Below are 16,526 nucleotides of genomic sequence, written 5' to 3'. Positions count from 1 at the left end.
AGGGTGTGCCGGTTCGGGGCATAGTGCAAGGAAGAGGGCGTCCGGGGACGAGTCGAGGGAGGCCCCCGTGCCGACATCCCGGGTACTGCTGTGGGGCGGCCTCGTGGCGGCCGCCGCGGGTGCGGTGCTGTGCGTCCTGGGCTGGTACGGCGTCTCCGGGGAGCGGTTCGCCGAGCGCCAGCTGCCCTATCTGGCCTCGTGCACGGTGCCGGGGGCGGCGCTGATCGTGGCGGGCGCGGTCCTGGTCACCGCGGCCGGCCGCGTGCCGGCGCGCCCGCGCCCGACTCCGTACACCCCCGAGGACACGCCCGCGCCCTCCTCCGACGCACCGCCGGTACGCGTCCCGGGCGGGACGCTCGCGCACCGCCCGGACTGCCCGCTGGTGGCCGGCAGGGCCGAGGCGGAGCCGGTGGGGGACGCGGAGCTCGATCCCTGCCCGGTGTGTGAGCCGTGGCCTCGCTGACCTACGACCTCACGCTCGCCGGTCTCGCGATCGGTGCCGCGGCCGCGCTCACGGGCATCGGGCTGATCGTCACGTACCGCGCGACCGGGGTGCTCAACCTGGCGCACGGCGCGATCGCCATGGTCTGCGCCTACGTACTGCGCCAACTGGTGGTGGAGTGGGGCTGGCCGCTGCCGCCGGCGGCGCTGTTCACGCTGCTCGTGGTGGGGCCGGGCATCGGTCTGGTGCTGGACCGGGCGGTGTTCCGCCCGCTCGCGCGGGCGGGCTCGCCGCCGGCGCAGACGCTGGTGGCCTCCATCGGTGTCTTCGTGCTCCTCGTGGGCGCGGCCGCGCTGGTCTGGGGGACGGGGGCCCGGTCCGACGCCCCGGTGCTGCTCGGGGACGATCCGTGGGCGCAGCTCGCGGTGGTGGTGGCGCTGGCCGCGGCGGTGGGCGCGGTGACCCGGTGGACCCGCTTCGGGCGGGAGCTGCGGGCGGTGGTCGACAACCGGCCGCTGGCGGTGCTCGGCGGGATCGACGCGGACCGGGTGGCGGCGGTGGGCTGGGCGTTCGGCGCGTTCACCGCCGGTCTGACGGGGGTGCTGCTGGCCCCGTACGTGCGCCTCGATCCCTACGGGCTGCCGCTGCTGGTCGTCGAGGTGATCGCGGTCGCGGTGGTGGCCCGGATGCGGAGCCTGCCGGTGGCGATCGTGACGGCGCTCGCGCTGGGGGTGGCGCAGGCGCAGCTGACCCGGCTCCATCCGGAGGGCTGGGCGGGGCCGCTCGTGCAGGCGGTCGGGGCGAACCTGTTCGTGGTCGCGCTGCTGGTGGCGGCGCTGGTCCTGCCGGGGGTGGGCGGCCGCGGCCAGGACGTCCTGCCGGTCGCCTCCCGGCCGTCCGGAAGCGTGCCGCGCGGGGTGTGGCTGGTGGCGGGGGTGCTGTTCCTGCTGCCCCTGGGGTTCGCGGGCACGGATCTGCACACGGCGATCCAGGTACCGGCGCTGGCCGTGATCCTGCTGTCGCTGGTGGTGGTGACCGGGCGCGGCGGGCAGATCGCGCTCGGGCAGACCGCGTACGCCGGCCTGGGCGCCCTCTTCACGGCGCTGCTCGCGGCCGGGGGCCTGCCGGAGCTGCCGGCCCTGGCACTGGCGGTGCTGCTCGTCGCCCCCCTCGGGCTGGTCACGGGGTGGCCGGCGATCCGGCGGCACGGGCTGGCCCTGGCGCTGGCGACGCTGGCGGTCGGGGTGGCGGTGAGCCGCTTCGTCTTCGCGCAGCCGTACGCGACGTCCGGTCTGGAGCTGGGACGTCCGGCGGGCTTCGAGGACGACCGCCGGTACTACGTCCTGGAGCTCGTCGTCCTCGCCGGCTGCCTCGCGGCCGTGGCGGCGCTGCGCCGGGGCCGTACGGGCCGGGCGCTGGCGGCGCTGCGGGACCACGAGGCGGGCGCGGAGGCGTCGGGGGTGCCGGTGGCCGGTCTCAAGCTGCTGGCCTTCGTCCTGGGCGCGGCCCTGGCGGCCCTGGGCGGCGGGCTGCTGGGCATGGGGCTGCGCGCCTTCGACCCGGAGGCGTACGACCCGGTCCGGGGCCTGCTGTGGTTCGCCGCGATCGTGGTCCTGGGAGCGGACGGTCTCGTGTCGCCCCTGGCGGGCGCCGCCCTGCTGGTCGCCCTCGACGCGGGTACCCGCGGGGGCGTGGCGGCGGCCGTGGTGGGTGTCCTCGCCGCGATGGCGGGCCGCGTGCCGCCGCTGACCTCGTGGCTGCCGGACCGCCGGGCGGTGCCGGGCGGCGCGCGCGGGAGCCCGGGCCGGGCGGTGTCCCGGAGCCGTCCGCCCGCCGGGTCCGTCCGCACGCCGGAGGCCGGACGGGCCCGCGCCGAAGCCGTCCCCGCGGACGGCGCGAGGCCGCCACGCGCCGTCCGCCCCACGGCCGCGCCTCGCACCCCCCGCCCGGTGGCCCCGCCCGGTCCGCGGGCCCGGCCCACCGCTCCGCCCCGTCCGCCGGCCAGCGCCGCGGCGCCCCGGCTGCGCGCGCACGACGTCAGCTTCAGCCATCCGGACGGCGTCCTCGCCCTGTCCGGGGTGTCCCTGGCCCTCGCGCCCGCCCGGATCACCGCTCTCGTCGGCCCCAACGGCGCGGGGAAGAGCACCCTCTTCGACTGCCTCGCCGGCACGCTCCGCCCCGCCCGCGGGCGCGTCACGCTCGACGGCACCGACATCACCGCGCGCGCCGCCCACGCCCGTACGAGACTGGGCATCGCCCGGACCTTCCAGCAGCTCGCGGTCTTCCCCACCCTCACGGTCGAGGAGAACGTCCTGCTCGGCGCCGAGCAGGCCCGCCGCGGCGACGTCGAGCAGAGCCTGCGGCTGCTCGGACTCGCGGGCGCCGTCCGCCACCATCGGGCCGCCGACCTGCCCACCGGCATCCTGCGGCGGGTCGAACTCGCTCGCGCCCTGGCCGGCGGCCCGCACACGCTCCTCCTGGACGAGCCCGCCGCCGGGCTGGACGCCGCCGAGGCCGACGCCCTGGCGCGGATCCTCGCGGCCCTCGCTGCCGAGGGCCTCACCGTCCTCGTCGTCGAGCACGACCCGGACCTCGTCGCGGGCATCGCCCACGTCACGCACACCATGGAAGGGGGCCGGATCGTGTCATGAGCGTCGAGATCGCCCTGCGCCGCGCCCGGGTCCGTCACGGCCCCCTGGAGGCCCTGCACGGGCTCGACCTGCTCGTCCCCCGCGCCACCGTCACCGTGCTTACCGGCCGCAACGGCGCCGGACGCACGACCGCCCTGTGCGCGCTCGCCGGGACCGTCCCCCTCGCCTCCGGCCGGGTCCTGTGGCGCAGCGCCGACGTCACCGGACTGCACGCCCACGCCCGGGCCCGCCGCGGCCTGTGCTTCGTGCCGGACCTGAGGGGCGTGTACCCGTCGCTGACCGTCGCCGAGAACCTCGGACTGGCGCCCGGCGATCCCGCCGCGGCCCTGGCCGCCTACCCCGAACTCGGGCCGCTGCTGGCCCGCACCGCCGGCACCCTCTCCGGCGGGGAGCGGCGGATGCTGGAGGTCTCCCGGGCCCTGCTGACCCCCGCCACGGTGGTCCTGGTCGACGAACCCGGTCTGGGCATGTCGCCCGAGGTGTCCGCCCGTACCTACCGGCTGCTCGCCGCCCTGGCACAGGAGGGCGGCGCCGCGGTCGTGCTCGCCGAGCAGCGGCTCCCGGCCGGGCTGCCGGACGGCACCCTGGTGCACGAACTGCGGCGCGGCTCGCTGGTGTCCAGCCGGGAGGCCGCGGAGCTCACCGGGCGGTGAGCGGCGCGAAGCGCAGCATCGTCCCGACCACGAGCCGGTTCGGATCCGCCCCGACCACCGCGCGGTTCGCCGTGTACAGGGCCTTCCAGCCGCCCTTGACCCCGAAGCGGCGGGCGACCGAGCTGAGCGTGTCGCCCTGCTGGACGGTGTGGACCCGCCCGCTCAGGCCGTACCGCTTCGAGCAGACCGGCCAGGCACCCCACCCCTGGGTGCGCAGCACCTCCTCGGCGACCCTGATCTGCTGCCGGCGGGTCGCCAGGTCGGCGCGCCGGGCGTAGCGCAGTCCGCCGTGCTCCTCCCAGGTGGGCTGCCAGAACTGGAGGCCGCCGTAGTAGCCGTTGCCGGTGTTGGTGTTCCAGCGGCCACCGCTCTCGCACTCGGCGACGCAGCCCCACGGCCACTGGTCCTTGGCGCAGGCGTACGCCGGGGCCGTCCCGGCGGCCACGGCGGGCGCCGCGGCCAGGCCGGGGAGCAGGTCCAGGGCCATCAGTACGGCGGAACAGGCACCGGCCGTCCACCATCGGATCGTCGACATCGGGGCAGGCTAGGCAAGGGCGCCGGGCGCCCGGGCCGTGCCGCGCGGGGCGGGCGGCGCACCCCACCCGGTCGGAGTCACGGCCGGGCGGGCCACGGCTGGGGGCGCCGCCCCGGCCATGACCGCCCGGGCGCCGGCCGCCTCCCCCACGGCCCCGGCGGACGCGGTGCGGACGGCGGTCGAAACGGTGTCACGAGCGGGACTCGCGCAAGTTGTCGTACGCCGACGCGTGACCCCGGCCGAGCCTCTCCCGTTGAACTCGGCATGAGACGAGCCGGGAATCCGCCCGGTGTCGCACGCAACGACTCCAGGGAGCCCCCCGTGCCGCGCATGCTCGACGTCAGCGAGGACGTACGCGCCGAGATCGGCGACGAAGAAGCCGACCGGCTGGTCGCCGGCGACAACGCCCCGGGCAGCTACGACTGCACCTCCTGCCGCACGCCGGGCGACTCCGAGCAGGAGCGCACGAGCACGGTGCTGTTCGTCGGCGAGGAGACCGCCGTCCTGGCGTTCGCCCACGCCAGCTGCATTCCGTCCCAGGTCGTCCAGGTCGCCGAGGAGCAGCTTCAGGGCGCCGTCCGTTCCATCACGGCCACGGACGCGGCGGACGCGCTGGGCGCGGCCCACCCGGAGCAGGCCGTCCTCGGTGTCACCAGCGGTCTCGTCCTGATCGAGGGCGAACTGCACCCGGCGCTGGTCGTCGAGCCGACGGCCCCGGTCGCCCGCCCGGGTTCGGACGGCGACAGCGACGAGTTCCTGCCGCTCCTGATCGAACAGGGCTTCCTGCCGGTCTCCGACCTGAACCAGCGGCCGGGCACGCTGCCGGGCTGGTCCGTGCTGGTCGCCATGGGCCAGCTCCACTCCGTGCTCCAGCCGGGCACGGGCGGCAGCGGCCAGGCCGCGTGGTGGCAGGCTCACCAGCCGCTCCAGGTCACCGAGGGCTGGCGCGCCGCGGCGAACAAGTCGCACACGGTCCTGGTCTTCGCGGCCCCGGTGGGCTCGATCGGCCAGCAGCCGCGCGAGGACCTGCTGCGTGACGCGCTGGAGAAGGCGGCGGCCAACGGCCGTCTGGTGGCTGCCGCGATGCCGCTGGCCGGCACGTGACCGAGGGCGGGCGGCGCAGGTCGGGGCGGGCGTACGTCCCCGGGGTCCCGACGGTTCCGCACCCCCGGCACGCGGCGCTTTCCGTGGGCCGCCCGCATCCGACGGGCGACGGGGTCGTTGGCACCTACGTGCACTCCTACGAACCCTTCCGCCCGCCGTCGAGTCAGATCCCTTCCATGCGCCCGGCGCAGGACGTGATGCCCGACGGCCAGTCGGCCACGCCGATCTACGACGCCCTGTACTCGGAGTACCGCCGGTCGTTCCGCACCCTGCCGGGTGATCGCAGCGGCGAGGAGGATCTGGTGTTCCGGGCCTTCGGGACCCCGGTGGGCACGGGGCTGCACGGACAGGGGCACTCCCCCCGGCACGCGGCCCATCCGGTGGCCTGGTCGGCGCAGCACCACCACGTCCCGGCGGCGCTGCCGCCCGGCCCCCGCAGAGGGCTGTAGGTCCGGGAGCACGAACACGGCCGAGGGGCCGGGGCTGATCGCCCCGGCCCCTCGGCCGTCGTTCGTGGTCCCCTGCCGCCGCCTACTTCTTGCGGCCCCGCTTCTCGCGCACCCGGACCGAGATGTGGATCGGGGTGCCCTCGAAACCGAACTCCTCGCGCAGCCGGCGCTCGACGAAGCGGCGGTAGCCGGCCTCGAGGAAGCCGGAGGCGAAGAGGACGAAGCGCGGCGGCTTGGTGCCGGCCTGCGTGCCGAACAGGATGCGGGGCTGCTTGCCGCCGCGGATCGGGTGCGGGTGGGCGGCGACCAGCTCGCCCAGGAAGGCGTTCAGGCGGCCCGTGGGAACGCGGGTCTCCCAGCCGGCGAGCGCGGTCTCGATCGCCGGGACGAGCTTCTCCATGTGGCGGCCGGTGCGCGCGGAGACGTTGACGCGGGGCGCCCAGGCGACCTGCTGCATCTCGGTCTCGATCTCGCGCTCGAGGTAGTAGCGACGCTCCTCGTCGAGGGTGTCCCACTTGTTGTAGGCGATGACGAGCGCGCGGCCGGCCTCGACGGCCATGGTGATGATGCGCTGGTCCTGCACCGAGATGGACTCGCCGGTGTCGATCAGGACGACGGCGACCTCGGCCTTCTCGACGGCGGCGGCCGTCCGCAGGGAGGCGTAGTAGTCGGCGCCCTCCTGGAGGTGGACGCGGCGGCGGATGCCGGCGGTGTCCACGAACTTCCAGGTCGTGCCGCCGAGCTTGATCAGCTCGTCGACCGGGTCGCGCGTGGTGCCCGCGAGCTCGTTGACGACGACGCGGTCCTCACCGGCGACCTTGTTCAGGAGCGAGGACTTGCCGACGTTCGGACGGCCGATGAGGGCGATGCGGCGGGGGCCGCCGACCGCGGTGCCGAAGGTCTGGGCCGGCGCCTCGGGCAGTGCCTCCAGGACGGCGTCGAGCATGTCGCCGGTGCCGCGGCCGTGCAGCGAGGAGACCGGGTGCGGCATGCCGAGACCGAGGGACCACAGGGCGGTGGCGTCCGCCTCGCCGCTCTGGCCGTCGACCTTGTTGGCGCACAGCACCACGGGCTTGCCGGCCTTGCGCAGCAGGCGGACGACGGCCTCGTCGGTGTCGGTCGCGCCCACCGTGGAGTCGACCACGAAGACGACCGCGTCCGCGGTCTCGATCGCGTACTCGGCCTGCGCGGCGACGGAGGCGTCGAGGCCGAGGACGTCCTGCTCCCAGCCACCGGTGTCGACGACCTTGAAGCGGCGGCCGGCCCACTCGGCCTCGTAGGTGACGCGGTCGCGGGTGACGCCCGGCTTGTCCTGGACGACGGCCTCACGGCGGCCGATGATCCGGTTCACCAGGGTCGACTTGCCGACATTGGGGCGGCCGACGACGGCGAGTACGGGGAGCGGGCCGTGGCCCGCCTCCTCGATCGCCGACTCGACGTCCTCGATGTCGAAGCCCTCTTCCGCGGCGAGCTCCATGAACTCCGCGTACTCGGCGTCGCCAAGTGCCCCGTGGTCGTGCTGGTCGTTCATGAAGTCCGTTCCTTGATCATTCGTGGTCGGTGGGTGCTGACCCACTACTCAGAGTCTCACTCAGCGCCCGGTGAGGCGCCTGGCGTTCTTCAGGTGGCCGGTGAGCCGCTCCTGAATGCGTACGGTGGCCTCGTCCAGCGCCTTGCGGGTGCGCCGGCCCGTGCCGTCGCCCGCCTCGAAGGCGTCGCCGAAGACGACGTCCACGCTGCTGCGCAACGGCGGCAGCGCCTTGACCAACCGCCCGGGGCGGTCGGTGCTTCCCAGCACGGCGACCGGGACGATCGGCGCGCCGCTGCGGAGGGCGAAGTAGGCCAGGCCGGCCCGCAGGGAGGCGAAGTCGCCCTCGCCCCGGGTGCCCTCCGGGAAGATCCCGAGGACGCCGCCGTGCTCCAGCACGCCCAGGGCGTTGGATATGGCGGTCCGGTCGGCACTCGACCGGTCCACCTTCAGCTGGCCGATGCCTTCCAGGAAGCGTCCGAGGGGGCCGACGAAGGCCTCCTGCTTGATCAGGAAGTGCACGGGCCGGGGTGCGGTGCCCATGAGCATGGGTCCGTCGATGTTGTGCGCGTGGTTGACGGCGAGGATGACGGGACCGGCGGCCGGCACCCGCCAGGCGCCGAGGACGCGCGGCTTCCACAGGCCGTACATCAGCCCGATGCCGATGCCGCGCCCGACGGCGGCGCCCTTCGCGGAGGGCAGGGTCACTTGACGGCCGTCCTCGTCTCCTCGACCAGGGTGACGACGCATTCGATGACCTGGTCCAGGGTGAGCTCGCTGGTGTCGACCTCGACGGCGTCGTCGGCCTTGGCCAGCGGGGACGTCTTGCGGCTGGAGTCGGCCGCGTCGCGCTTGATCAGGGCCTGCCGGGTGGCGGCCACGTCGGCGCCCTTGAGCTCGCCGGAGCGGCGGGCGGCACGGGCCTCGGGCGAGGCCGTGAGGAAGATCTTGAGGTCGGCGTCCGGCAGGACCGTGGTGCCGATGTCCCGGCCCTCGACGACGATGCCCTGCCCGGCACCCCTGGCGATGGTGCGCTGCAGCTCGGTGATGAGGGCCCGCACCTCGGGTACGGCGCTGACCGCGCTGACCTTGGAGGTGACCTCCTCGGTCCGGATGGGCCCGGCGGCGTCGACGCCGTCCACGGTGATCGTGGGACGGCCCGGGTCGGTGCCGGAGACGATGACGGGCTTGGAGGAGGCGTTGGCCACGGCGTCCGCGTCGTCGACGTCGACCCCGTTGGAGATCATCCACCAGGTGATCGCCCGGTACTGCGCACCGGTGTCCAGGTAGCTCAGTCCCAGCTTGGCGGCAACCGCCTTCGAGGTGCTCGACTTGCCCGTGCCAGAGGGGCCGTCGATGGCGACGATCACGGATTCCACGGTGGGGGACACCTTCCTGGGTACGCGGTGAGCCCCGGCGGACATGCAAGGGACCCCCACAAGGTTACCGACTGGCGGCCACCCGTTCGGCCCCACCGGTGCGGGAGCCCCCTTCCGGGCCGGATCGGGCCCGGAGTGACCGGGGGGACGGACGCGTCCCGGGGTGCGCGGCCCGGCCGGGGACGGGCCCCCGGGCGGGCCCGGCCGGGGTCCGGCCCGTCCTCGTCGGCGGGTGGGCGGGACGACGGGACGGCTCTGAGGACCGGCCCGGTCCCGTCGCACGCCTCCCGCGGTCAGCCCGCACGCAGCGACCAGCCGCGTTCCTGCAGCGCGGCGCCCAGCACCGGGGCCGCCGAGGGCTCCACCATGAGCTGGACCAGACCGGCCTGCTGGCCGGTCGCGTGCTCGATGCGGACGTCCTCGATGTTGACGCCCGCCCGGCCCGCGTCCGCGAAGATGCGAGCCAGCTCGCCCGGCTGGTCGCTGATGAGCACGGCGACCGTCTCGTACTGCGCCGGAGCCGCGCCGTGCTTGCCCGGCACCCGGGCCCGGCCCGCGTTGCCTCGGCGCAGGACGTCCTCGACGCCGGTGGCACCGTCACGGCGCTTCGCCTCGTCGGAGGACTGCAGCGAGCGCAGCGCCCGCACCGTCTCGTCCAGGTCGGCCGCGACGCCCGCGAGGACGTCGGCCACCGGTCCGGGGTTGGCGGTCAGGATCTCCACCCACATACGGGGGTCGGAGGCCGCGATCCGGGTGACGTCGCGGATGCCCTGGCCGCACAGCCGCACCGCCGTCTCGTCCGCCTCCTCCAGCCGCGCCGCGACCATCGAGGAGACCAGCTGGGGGGTGTGCGAGACGAGCGCGACGGCCCGGTCGTGGGCGTCCGCGTCCATCACCACGGGGACGGCCCGGCACAGCGCGACCAGCTCCAGGGCCAGGTTCAGGACCTCGGTGTCGGTGTCCCGGGTGGGGGTGAGCACCCACGGCCGGCCCTCGAAGAGGTCCGCGGTGCCCGCCAGCGGGCCCGAGCGCTCCTTCCCCGACATCGGGTGCGTCCCGATGTAGGCGCGAAGGTCGAGGCCCAGCTCGGCGAGTTCCCGCTTCGGCCCTCCCTTGACGCTCGCCACGTCCAGGTATCCGCGCGCCAGCCCGTCCCGCATGGCCGCGGCGAGGGTGGCGGCCACGTGGGCCGGCGGTACGGCGACGATCGCGAGGTCCACGGGCCCCTCGGGGGCCTCGTCCGTACCGGCGCCGAGCGCGGCGGCGGTCCGGGCGCGCGCCGGATCGTGGTCGCGCAGATGGACGGTGACCCCCCGGCCGGCGAGCGCGAGCGCCGCGGAGGTGCCGATGAGGCCGGTTCCGATGACGAGTGCGGTCCTCACCGGGCGACGCCCTCGCTCGGGCGCGGGCCAGGCGGGACTCTCCGGACACGGTCCGGGACCGCTCGTACCGCCACGTCCTCACTCCTTCACCAAAAGCGACAGTGCTCCGAACAGCCTAGTCAGCCGCCCGGGCGCGAACCCGCTGCGACCGCCCTCCGAGACGCGGGAGGAGGGCCGGCAGGCCCCGAGCCCGGAGGTCCGGGGGCACGCGCCGCCGGGTGCCGACCCGTCCAAGGTCACCCGGACCGACCAGGGACGCCACCGGGTGTCACCGGTGCCGGCGGGCACCCGGGGTACAACTGTCGGCATGCTGCTGCACGTCGTACCGCTGGACGAATGGTCCGCCGATCCCTCGCTCCCCTACGCCCCGCCCTCGCTCGCGTCCGAGGGCTTCGTGCACTGCTCGCCGGACGAGCCGACGGCGCTGACCATCGCCGACGCGCACTACCGGGATGTCGCCGGGCCGCTGCTGGTGCTCATGGTCGACGAGTCCCGGCTGTCCGGCGAGGTCCGCTGGGAGGGGTCGGAGGACACGCTCTTCCCGCACGTCTACGGGCCGATCGAGCGGGAGGCCGTCACCGCCGTCCTGGAGGTACGCCGGGACCCGGACGGCCGGGCGAGGGAGCTGACCCCCTGGGTCTGAGCCCTTCGGGCGTGTTGCCGCCCTCCGGGCGCGGGACGCCAGCAAGCTGTCCGGCATGACTCCAGACGCCACGACCCGTCGCGCCGTGCTGACGGCCGGTGCGGGAGCCGCAGCCGTCCTCGCCACCGGCTGCGGCTCGGACGGCGGTACGGACGCCGGCGCCACGACCGCCCCGGCCACGAGTGCCCCCGTCCCTCCCGTCCCCTCCGAGCAGACGACCCCGCCGACCGAAGCGCCGGCCTCCTCCGCGCCCGCCGGCGAGGCGCTCGCCAGGACCACGGACATCCCCGTCGGCGGCGGCACCGTCTTCAAGGACGCGAAGGTCGTGGTGACCCAGCCGGCGGCAGGCGACTTCAAGGCGTTCTCCGCGGTCTGCACCCACCAGGGCTGCCTGGTGAACAAGGTCGCGGACGGCACGATCGACTGCCCCTGCCACGGGTCCAAGTTCCGTGTCTCCGACGGTTCGGTGGCCGCGGGGCCAGCACCCCGGCCGCTTCCCGCGGAGCAGATCACCGTGTCCGGGGACACGATCACTCTCGCGTAGCCTGACGCGCATGAACCCGGCAGAGCTGGTGCGCGACCACACGATCTACTCCTGCGTCATGGGCTCGCGCGCCTTCGGCCTGGCCACCGAGACGAGCGACACCGACCGCCGGGGCGTCTACCTCGCCCCGACACCGCTCTTCTGGCGTTTCGACAAGCCGCCGGCACACGTCGAGGGGCCGGGCGAGGAGCAGTTCAGCTGGGAGCTGGAGCGCTTCTGCGAGCTGGCCCTGCGCGCCAATCCGAACGTACTGGAGTGCCTGCACTCCCCCGTCGTCGAGCGGATCGACGACACCGGCCGCGAACTGCTCTCGCTGCGCGAGGCGTTCCTCTCCCGACAGGCACACGCGACCTTCGTCCGGTACGCCGGCGGCCAGCGCCGCAAGCTCGACGCCGACGTCCGCCAGTACGGGGCGCCGCGCTGGAAGCACGCCATGCACCTGCTGCGGCTGCTGATGAGCTGCCGTGATCTGCTGCGCACCGGTGAGCTCACCCTGGACGTGGGCGACGAGCGGGACCGCCTGCTCGCGATCAAGCGCGGCGAGGCGCCGTGGGACGAGGTCGAGTCCTGGATGAACCGCCTCACCGAGGAGGCCGACCGGGCCTCCGTGCGCAGTCCCCTGCCGGAGGCTCCCGACCACGCCAGGGTCGAGGACTTCCTGATGCGCGCCCGCCGCGCGTCGATCACCCCCTAGGGGGTGTCTTGCCGATCAGGCCGGATCAGTGAGCGGTGTCCTGGGGCTTCGGATCCAAGGCGGAGGAGAGAGGCATGGCGGAGCCATGCCGACCGACGACAACGCCGGAGACGGAGTCGCAGGACACCGCGAGCCCGGCAAGATCGGCAAGACGCCCCCTAGGTCCGCCGGGTCCGGACGAGGAAGTCGTGCAGGGCGTCGTGCGTCCCGGCGGCGGGGGCGTCGGCCAGCGCTGACGCCTCCTGCGCCGCGTCGAGGACGGTGTGCAGCGCCCCGACGTCGCCGCGGACGCGTTCCCTGTCCACCTCCGCGGGGCCGTGCTCGGCCGCCGCCTTGGCCTCGACGAGACCGGGCAGGTGGCCGGGGGCCTCCGGCACCTCTCCGACGAGCGTGGGCAGATGCGCCTGCACCTCGCCCGCGCGCATCAGGTGGATGCCGGTGAGGAGCGCGCGGAAGGTGTAGAGCAGCGGCTTCAGCTCCCCCGTCTTCTCGAAGAGCCGCCACTGCGTCGTGGCGAAGCCGCGGTAGTGGTGGGCGTGGTGGCGGGTGAGCACCCGGGGTGCGAGCGAGACCAGTTCGGCGTGCGCCTCGGTGGTGTGGACGACGAGCGGCGACAGCAGCTGCTCCAGCACGTAGCCGGTGCGGCGCAGCATCAGCAGGACGAACTTCCGCAGGTCGTGGGTGACGAGGTCCATCTCGACGCCGTCCCGGTCCCACATCCGGGAGCGGGTCTCCTCCGGCTCGTGCAGACCGATCAGGCCGGCCACCGGCAGCAGATGGGCGCCGCGCAGATCCACGTCCGAGTCCCGGGACGGGAAGCCGTAGAGGTGCGCGCCGGAGACGGTGGCGAAGACGAGGGGGTCGGCCTGCTCCGCCACGACGGCGGAGAGGTCGGTCTCGGGGATGGAGGTCCGGGTCATGGCACCAGCGTCCCAGAGGGTGTCAGACGTCCCAGAGGGCGCCCAGGGTGAGCAGTTCGCTGCGGTATTCGATCCGCTCCTCCCAGTCCTTCGGCCAGGCCCCGGCCCCCAGGTGCGCCCCCGCGAACGCCCCGGTCAGGCAGGCGATCGAGTCCGAGTCGCCCTTGGTGCAGGCGGCCCGGCGCAGGGCCGTGACCGGCTCGTCGGGGAAGAGCAGGAAGCTGAGCAGCCCGGTCCCGAGCGCCTCCTCGGCGATCCAGCCGTCGCCGGTGTACTCGCACGGGTCGATCTCCGGGTCGGCGGTGCGCAGGACGCCCGCCAGCCGCTCCAGGACGGCCAGGCACTCGTCCCAGCCGCGCTCGATGAAGTGCGTGGGGGTCGGGTCCTGGGAGTACGTCCACAGGTCGCCGAGCCAGCCGGCGTGGTAGCGGGAGCGGTTCTCGTAGGCGTACGAGCGGAGCTGCCCGACGAGGCCGAGCGGTTCGGCGCCCTGGGCGAGCAGGTACACCGCGCGGGCCGTCAGGTCCGAGGCCGCCAGCGCCGTGGGGTGGCCGTGGGTGAGCGCGGACTGGAGCTGGGCGGCGCCCGCGCGCTGCTCCTCGCTGAGTCCGGGGACGAGGCCGACCGGCGCGACCCGCATGTTGGCGCCGCAGCCCTTGGAGCCGATCTGGCTGGCCTGCTGCCAGGGCCGGTCGCCGTCGAGGAGCATGCAGGCCCGCATGCAGGTGTTCGCGGGGGCGCGGTTGTTGTCCGGGGAGTGGTACCAGTCGACGAACTCGTCCCGGACGGGCCGGGCCATCCGCAGCGGGGCGAGCACGCCGCGGTCCATGGCGGTCCTGATGCCGCGGCCGAGCGCGAGCGTCATCTGGGTGTCGTCGCTGACGTGCGCCGTCCTGCGGCCCTGGAGTTCCAGCTGCCGCCAGGGGCCGAACTTCGCGAGGATGGCGGGCACGTCGTTGAACTCGGTGGGGAAGCCGAGGGCGTCCCCGAGGGCGAGTCCGATCAGGGAACCGGTGGCGGCCTGCTTCGTCACCGTGCGGGTGAGGGTCACGTGGATCTTCCTTCCGGTCGCAGCAACGGCGGGTGGAGGGCCGTGGCCTCGCCCGCCCGGTAGAGAGCGGCCGGTTTCCCCCGTCCGCCGGTGAGACGCGGCGGCCCCTCCACGGGCCGGACGAATCCGGGCGTGGCGAGGACCTTGCGTCGGAAGTTGGGGCGGTCCAGTTCGACGCCCCAGACGGTCTCGTACACCTGCCGCAGCTCGCCGAGGGTGAATTCGGGCGGGCAGAAGGCGGTGGCGAGACAGGTGTACTCGAGCTTGGCGCCGACCCGTTCGTGCGCGTCGGCGAGGATCCGGTCGTGGTCGAAGGCGAGCGGGCCGTGGGTCCCGTAGGGGACCCAGCGCGCCTGGGCTGCGTCGCCGCCGCCGCGCGGCTCGGGCGGGTCGGGGACGAGCGCGGTGTAGGCGACCGACACCACCCGCATCCTCGGGTCGCGGTCCGGCTCGGTGTAGGTGCGCAGCTGTTCGAGGTGGAGTCCGGCGACGGTGCCCGCGGACAGGCCGGTCTCCTCGGCGAGTTCGCGGCGGGCGGCCTGTCCGGCGGACTCGCGGGGCAGCACGAAGCCGCCGGGCAGGGCCCAGGATCCGGCGTACGGCTCCTGGGCCCGCTCGACGAGGAGCACGTGCAGGCGCTCCTCGCGCAGCGTGAGGACGGCGAGGTCGACGGTGACGGCGAAGGGCTCGAAGGCGTGCGGGTCGTAGCCCTCGGGGGCCCGGGGACCGGTCATCGGCGCTCCGGAAGGGGGTCGGCGAGGTGGCTGCCCTCGGCGAGCAGGGCGTCGACGGCGGCGACTGCCGCCGCGAGCCGCTCCTCGTGCGGACCGGTGAGGACGGCTGTCCTGCGGCCGGTGTGGGCGAGCTGGGTGAGGAAGCGGGCGGTCATCCACGGGCGCAGGTGTTCGCCGTCGCGGAGCCCGTCGTCCTCGAAGTCGACGCCCCGGTGGTCGGTGAGCAGCCAGAGGTGCTGCCGACCGCGTGCGGCGACCTGGCCGGTGGCGGTGCTCGTGGTGCCCATGTAGCGCTCGTGCCAGATGGTGGTGGCGAAGGCGTCGGTGTCGCAGAAGAGGACGGGCGAGCCGGTCCGCGCGGCCTCCTCCTCCAGCTCGGCCTGGCGCTGGGCGATGACGGGGAAGTCGCCGGACCGGAAGGTGACGTCCTGCCAGGTGGCGCCGGGGCGCCGGGCGCGCAGTTCGGCGAGCTTGAGTTCGCTGTACTCGCGCCCGTACTCCGGGACGTACCGGGTGGCGGCCCAGACGCCGCCGCGCCGCCGGTAGTGGTCGGCCAGCGCGAGGGCCATGGTGGTGGTGCCGGTGGACTCGGCGCCGAGGACGACGACCCGGCGGGTCAGGGCGGCCCGTACGGGCGCCTCCAGGAACTCCCAGCAGCCGGTGAGGTCCTTGCGGACGGCGGTGCCGGAGACCGGGTGGCGCGTACGGTCCGGGTCGACGCACACGGCGTCGGCACCGAAGCGGCGGCCGAGTTCCTCCCCGTACGGCTCCGAGGTGAAGACGGCGTCGACGGACTCGGGCACCGCGGCCCGGAAGACGGCCATGTGCGCGGCCCACACGTCCGGGTCGTGGAGGTCCACGGGGATGTCGTCGACCGCGCCGACGACGAGGACGTCGGGGTGGATCTCGCGCATCCAGGCGACCCGGTCCTCGAGGGTCAGGCTCTCCACGGAGGAGGCGCAGACGAGCACCGTGAGGCGCTCGCAGCGGTCGCGGGCGGTGCGGACGAGGTGGTGGTGGCCGGCGTGCGGCGGGTAGAACTTGCCGAGGACCAGGCCGTGTCCGTAGCGCTTCATGCCGTCGCCTCCACCGGGACCGCGCGCACGGCGGCCAGGTCCCTGGTCCAGCCGCGCAGGCCGAGGACGCAGAGCGTCATGAAGCCGACGTACAGCAGCGAGGTCAGGTAGAGGTCCTTGTAGGCGTAGAGCGGCACGTAGACCACGTCGGCGGCGATCCACAGCCACCAGGACTCCAGCCGCTTGCGGCACTGGCCGTAGGTGGCCATGAGGGAGAGCGCGGTCGTCAGCGCGTCCCAGAAGGGGACCGTGGAGTCGGTGGCACGGTCGAGCAGCAGCGTGAGCGCGAGGGTCCCCACCGCCCCCGCCGCGAGCAGCCATGTCCACTCGGTGCGCGAGGTGCGGCGCACCGGGAGGGCGTCGGAGCCTGGTCCACCCCCGTGGGTCCAGGTCCACCAGCCGTACGCGGCGAGGGCGATGAAGACGAGTTGGAGGCCGGCGTCGGCGTAGAGGCCGGCCTGGGTGAACAGCAGGACGAAGAAGAGGTTGTTGGCGATGCCGATCGGCCAGTTGGCCAGGTGCTGGCGGGCGACCAGCCAGACACAGAGCGCGCCGCTGCCGAAGCCGAGGACCTCGGTCCAGCTGACCGGGGTGTCCAGGACGGTGAAGAGCGGCTGCTGCAGGGGTTCGAGAACGTTCGCGAGGCTCACGCCCGCCTCCTTAAGAGTCATGTTGACTATAAAGGGTCGCGGGCCACGGCCACAAGGCCGAATCGGTGGGCGGCACGGGGCCGGGGAACAC

At 74.5% G+C, this 16,526-nt stretch carries 18 protein-coding genes; 8 read left to right on the top strand and 10 right to left on the bottom strand.

Annotated features, from left to right (window positions below; all coding sequences use genetic code 11):
• Positions 1-67: 67 nt before the first annotated feature.
• Genes ACE1OA_RS27415 through ACE1OA_RS27405 form a run of 3 tightly spaced genes read left to right on the top strand, consistent with a single transcriptional unit; the run spans position 68 to position 3,746 of the window.
• Positions 68-463 carry a hypothetical protein gene (locus ACE1OA_RS27415; protein WP_384874727.1) on the top strand — a complete coding sequence of 132 codons (396 nt, stop codon included), beginning with the start codon at positions 68-70 and terminating at the stop codon, positions 461-463.
• Positions 451-3,093: an ABC transporter permease subunit gene (locus ACE1OA_RS27410; protein ID WP_432753528.1), complete on the top strand. Its 2,643-nt coding sequence runs from the start codon at positions 451-453 to the stop codon at positions 3,091-3,093. Before ACE1OA_RS27415 ends, ACE1OA_RS27410 begins: the two co-directional genes overlap by 13 nt.
• Entirely contained in the window at positions 3,090-3,746 is a 657-nt protein-coding gene (locus tag ACE1OA_RS27405; protein ID WP_432753527.1) for an ATP-binding cassette domain-containing protein, read from the top strand. The genes ACE1OA_RS27410 and ACE1OA_RS27405 overlap by 4 nt, the downstream gene beginning before the upstream one ends.
• Here ACE1OA_RS27405 and ACE1OA_RS27400 read toward each other — a convergent pair.
• Positions 3,733-4,281, bottom strand: coding sequence for a transglycosylase family protein (locus tag ACE1OA_RS27400; RefSeq protein WP_356602988.1), 549 nt, complete (start codon positions 4,279-4,281; stop codon positions 3,733-3,735). The two genes, ACE1OA_RS27405 and ACE1OA_RS27400, sit on opposite strands and share 14 nt — an antisense overlap.
• Before the next feature lie 321 nt (positions 4,282-4,602).
• On the opposite strand from ACE1OA_RS27400, the gene ACE1OA_RS27395 reads away from it, so the two are divergent.
• On the top strand, positions 4,603-5,385 hold the full coding sequence (locus tag ACE1OA_RS27395) for a hypothetical protein (protein ID WP_356602986.1): 783 nt from the start codon (positions 4,603-4,605) through the stop codon (positions 5,383-5,385).
• A gap of 176 nt (positions 5,386-5,561) precedes the next feature.
• The gene (locus ACE1OA_RS27390) at positions 5,562-5,834 is read left to right on the top strand and encodes a hypothetical protein (RefSeq protein ID WP_356602984.1); all 273 of its coding nucleotides are present in this window, start codon (positions 5,562-5,564) and stop codon (positions 5,832-5,834) included.
• An 82-nt stretch (positions 5,835-5,916) separates the two neighbouring features.
• Here ACE1OA_RS27390 and der read toward each other — a convergent pair whose 3' ends face one another.
• The 4 genes from der to ACE1OA_RS27370 all read right to left on the bottom strand — a co-directional run bounded on the left by der (position 5,917) and on the right by ACE1OA_RS27370 (position 10,123).
• On the bottom strand, positions 5,917-7,365 hold the full coding sequence (gene der / locus ACE1OA_RS27385) for a ribosome biogenesis GTPase Der (RefSeq protein WP_147977340.1): 1,449 nt from the start codon (positions 7,363-7,365) through the stop codon (positions 5,917-5,919).
• 60 nt (positions 7,366-7,425) lie between these two features.
• Entirely contained in the window at positions 7,426-8,112 is a 687-nt protein-coding gene (locus tag ACE1OA_RS27380) for a lysophospholipid acyltransferase family protein (protein WP_356602980.1), read from the bottom strand.
• Positions 8,067-8,786, bottom strand: a complete 720-nt coding sequence (gene cmk, locus ACE1OA_RS27375; RefSeq protein WP_356602978.1) for a (d)CMP kinase — start codon at positions 8,784-8,786, stop codon at positions 8,067-8,069. The genes ACE1OA_RS27380 and cmk overlap by 46 nt, the downstream gene beginning before the upstream one ends.
• 248 nt (positions 8,787-9,034) lie before the next feature.
• Positions 9,035-10,123, bottom strand: a complete 1,089-nt coding sequence (locus ACE1OA_RS27370; protein ID WP_147977343.1) for a prephenate dehydrogenase — start codon at positions 10,121-10,123, stop codon at positions 9,035-9,037.
• A gap of 307 nt (positions 10,124-10,430) precedes the next feature.
• Here ACE1OA_RS27370 and ACE1OA_RS27365 point away from each other — a divergent pair, with 307 nt between their 5' ends.
• From ACE1OA_RS27365 to ACE1OA_RS27355, 3 genes are read left to right on the top strand one after another with little or no spacing between them, the layout of a single operon-like run.
• Positions 10,431-10,766 (top strand): DUF952 domain-containing protein, encoded by a 336-nt coding sequence (locus ACE1OA_RS27365; protein ID WP_356602975.1) that lies wholly within the window; start codon positions 10,431-10,433, stop codon positions 10,764-10,766.
• A gap of 55 nt (positions 10,767-10,821) precedes the next feature.
• Positions 10,822-11,310 carry a Rieske (2Fe-2S) protein gene (locus tag ACE1OA_RS27360; protein ID WP_356602974.1) on the top strand — a complete coding sequence of 163 codons (489 nt, stop codon included), beginning with the start codon at positions 10,822-10,824 and terminating at the stop codon, positions 11,308-11,310.
• A gap of 10 nt (positions 11,311-11,320) precedes the next feature.
• Complete coding sequence (locus ACE1OA_RS27355) at positions 11,321-12,004, top strand: nucleotidyltransferase domain-containing protein (protein WP_356780107.1); 684 nt, start codon at positions 11,321-11,323, stop codon at positions 12,002-12,004.
• Between the two features lie 158 nt (positions 12,005-12,162).
• On the opposite strand, the gene ACE1OA_RS27350 is transcribed toward ACE1OA_RS27355, so the two are convergent.
• From ACE1OA_RS27350 to pnuC, 5 genes are read right to left on the bottom strand one after another with little or no spacing between them, the layout of a single operon-like run.
• Positions 12,163-12,924, bottom strand: coding sequence for a nucleotidyltransferase domain-containing protein (locus ACE1OA_RS27350; protein ID WP_432753526.1), 762 nt, complete (start codon positions 12,922-12,924; stop codon positions 12,163-12,165).
• A 22-nt stretch (positions 12,925-12,946) separates the two neighbouring features.
• Positions 12,947-13,975, bottom strand: coding sequence for an ADP-ribosylglycohydrolase family protein (locus ACE1OA_RS27345; RefSeq protein WP_432753525.1), 1,029 nt, complete (start codon positions 13,973-13,975; stop codon positions 12,947-12,949).
• A complete protein-coding gene (locus tag ACE1OA_RS27340; protein ID WP_356609782.1) occupies positions 13,972-14,709 on the bottom strand; it encodes an NUDIX hydrolase in 738 nt (245 codons plus the stop codon). The genes ACE1OA_RS27345 and ACE1OA_RS27340 overlap by 4 nt, the downstream gene beginning before the upstream one ends.
• Positions 14,706-15,785, bottom strand: coding sequence for an AAA family ATPase (locus tag ACE1OA_RS27335; protein WP_356609780.1), 1,080 nt, complete (start codon positions 15,783-15,785; stop codon positions 14,706-14,708). Before ACE1OA_RS27335 ends, ACE1OA_RS27340 begins: the two co-directional genes overlap by 4 nt.
• The gene (gene pnuC, locus ACE1OA_RS27330; RefSeq protein ID WP_356609778.1) at positions 15,782-16,435 is read right to left on the bottom strand and encodes a nicotinamide riboside transporter PnuC; all 654 of its coding nucleotides are present in this window, start codon (positions 16,433-16,435) and stop codon (positions 15,782-15,784) included. Before pnuC ends, ACE1OA_RS27335 begins: the two co-directional genes overlap by 4 nt.
• Between the last annotated feature and the right edge of the window lie 91 nt (positions 16,436-16,526).

The organism is Streptomyces sp. JL2001 (assembly GCF_050917515.1).
Classification (GTDB): Bacteria; Actinomycetota; Actinomycetes; order Streptomycetales; family Streptomycetaceae; genus Streptomyces.
Note: the sequence above shows the minus strand (reverse complement) of the source record. Positions and strands in the feature narration are given on the sequence as shown.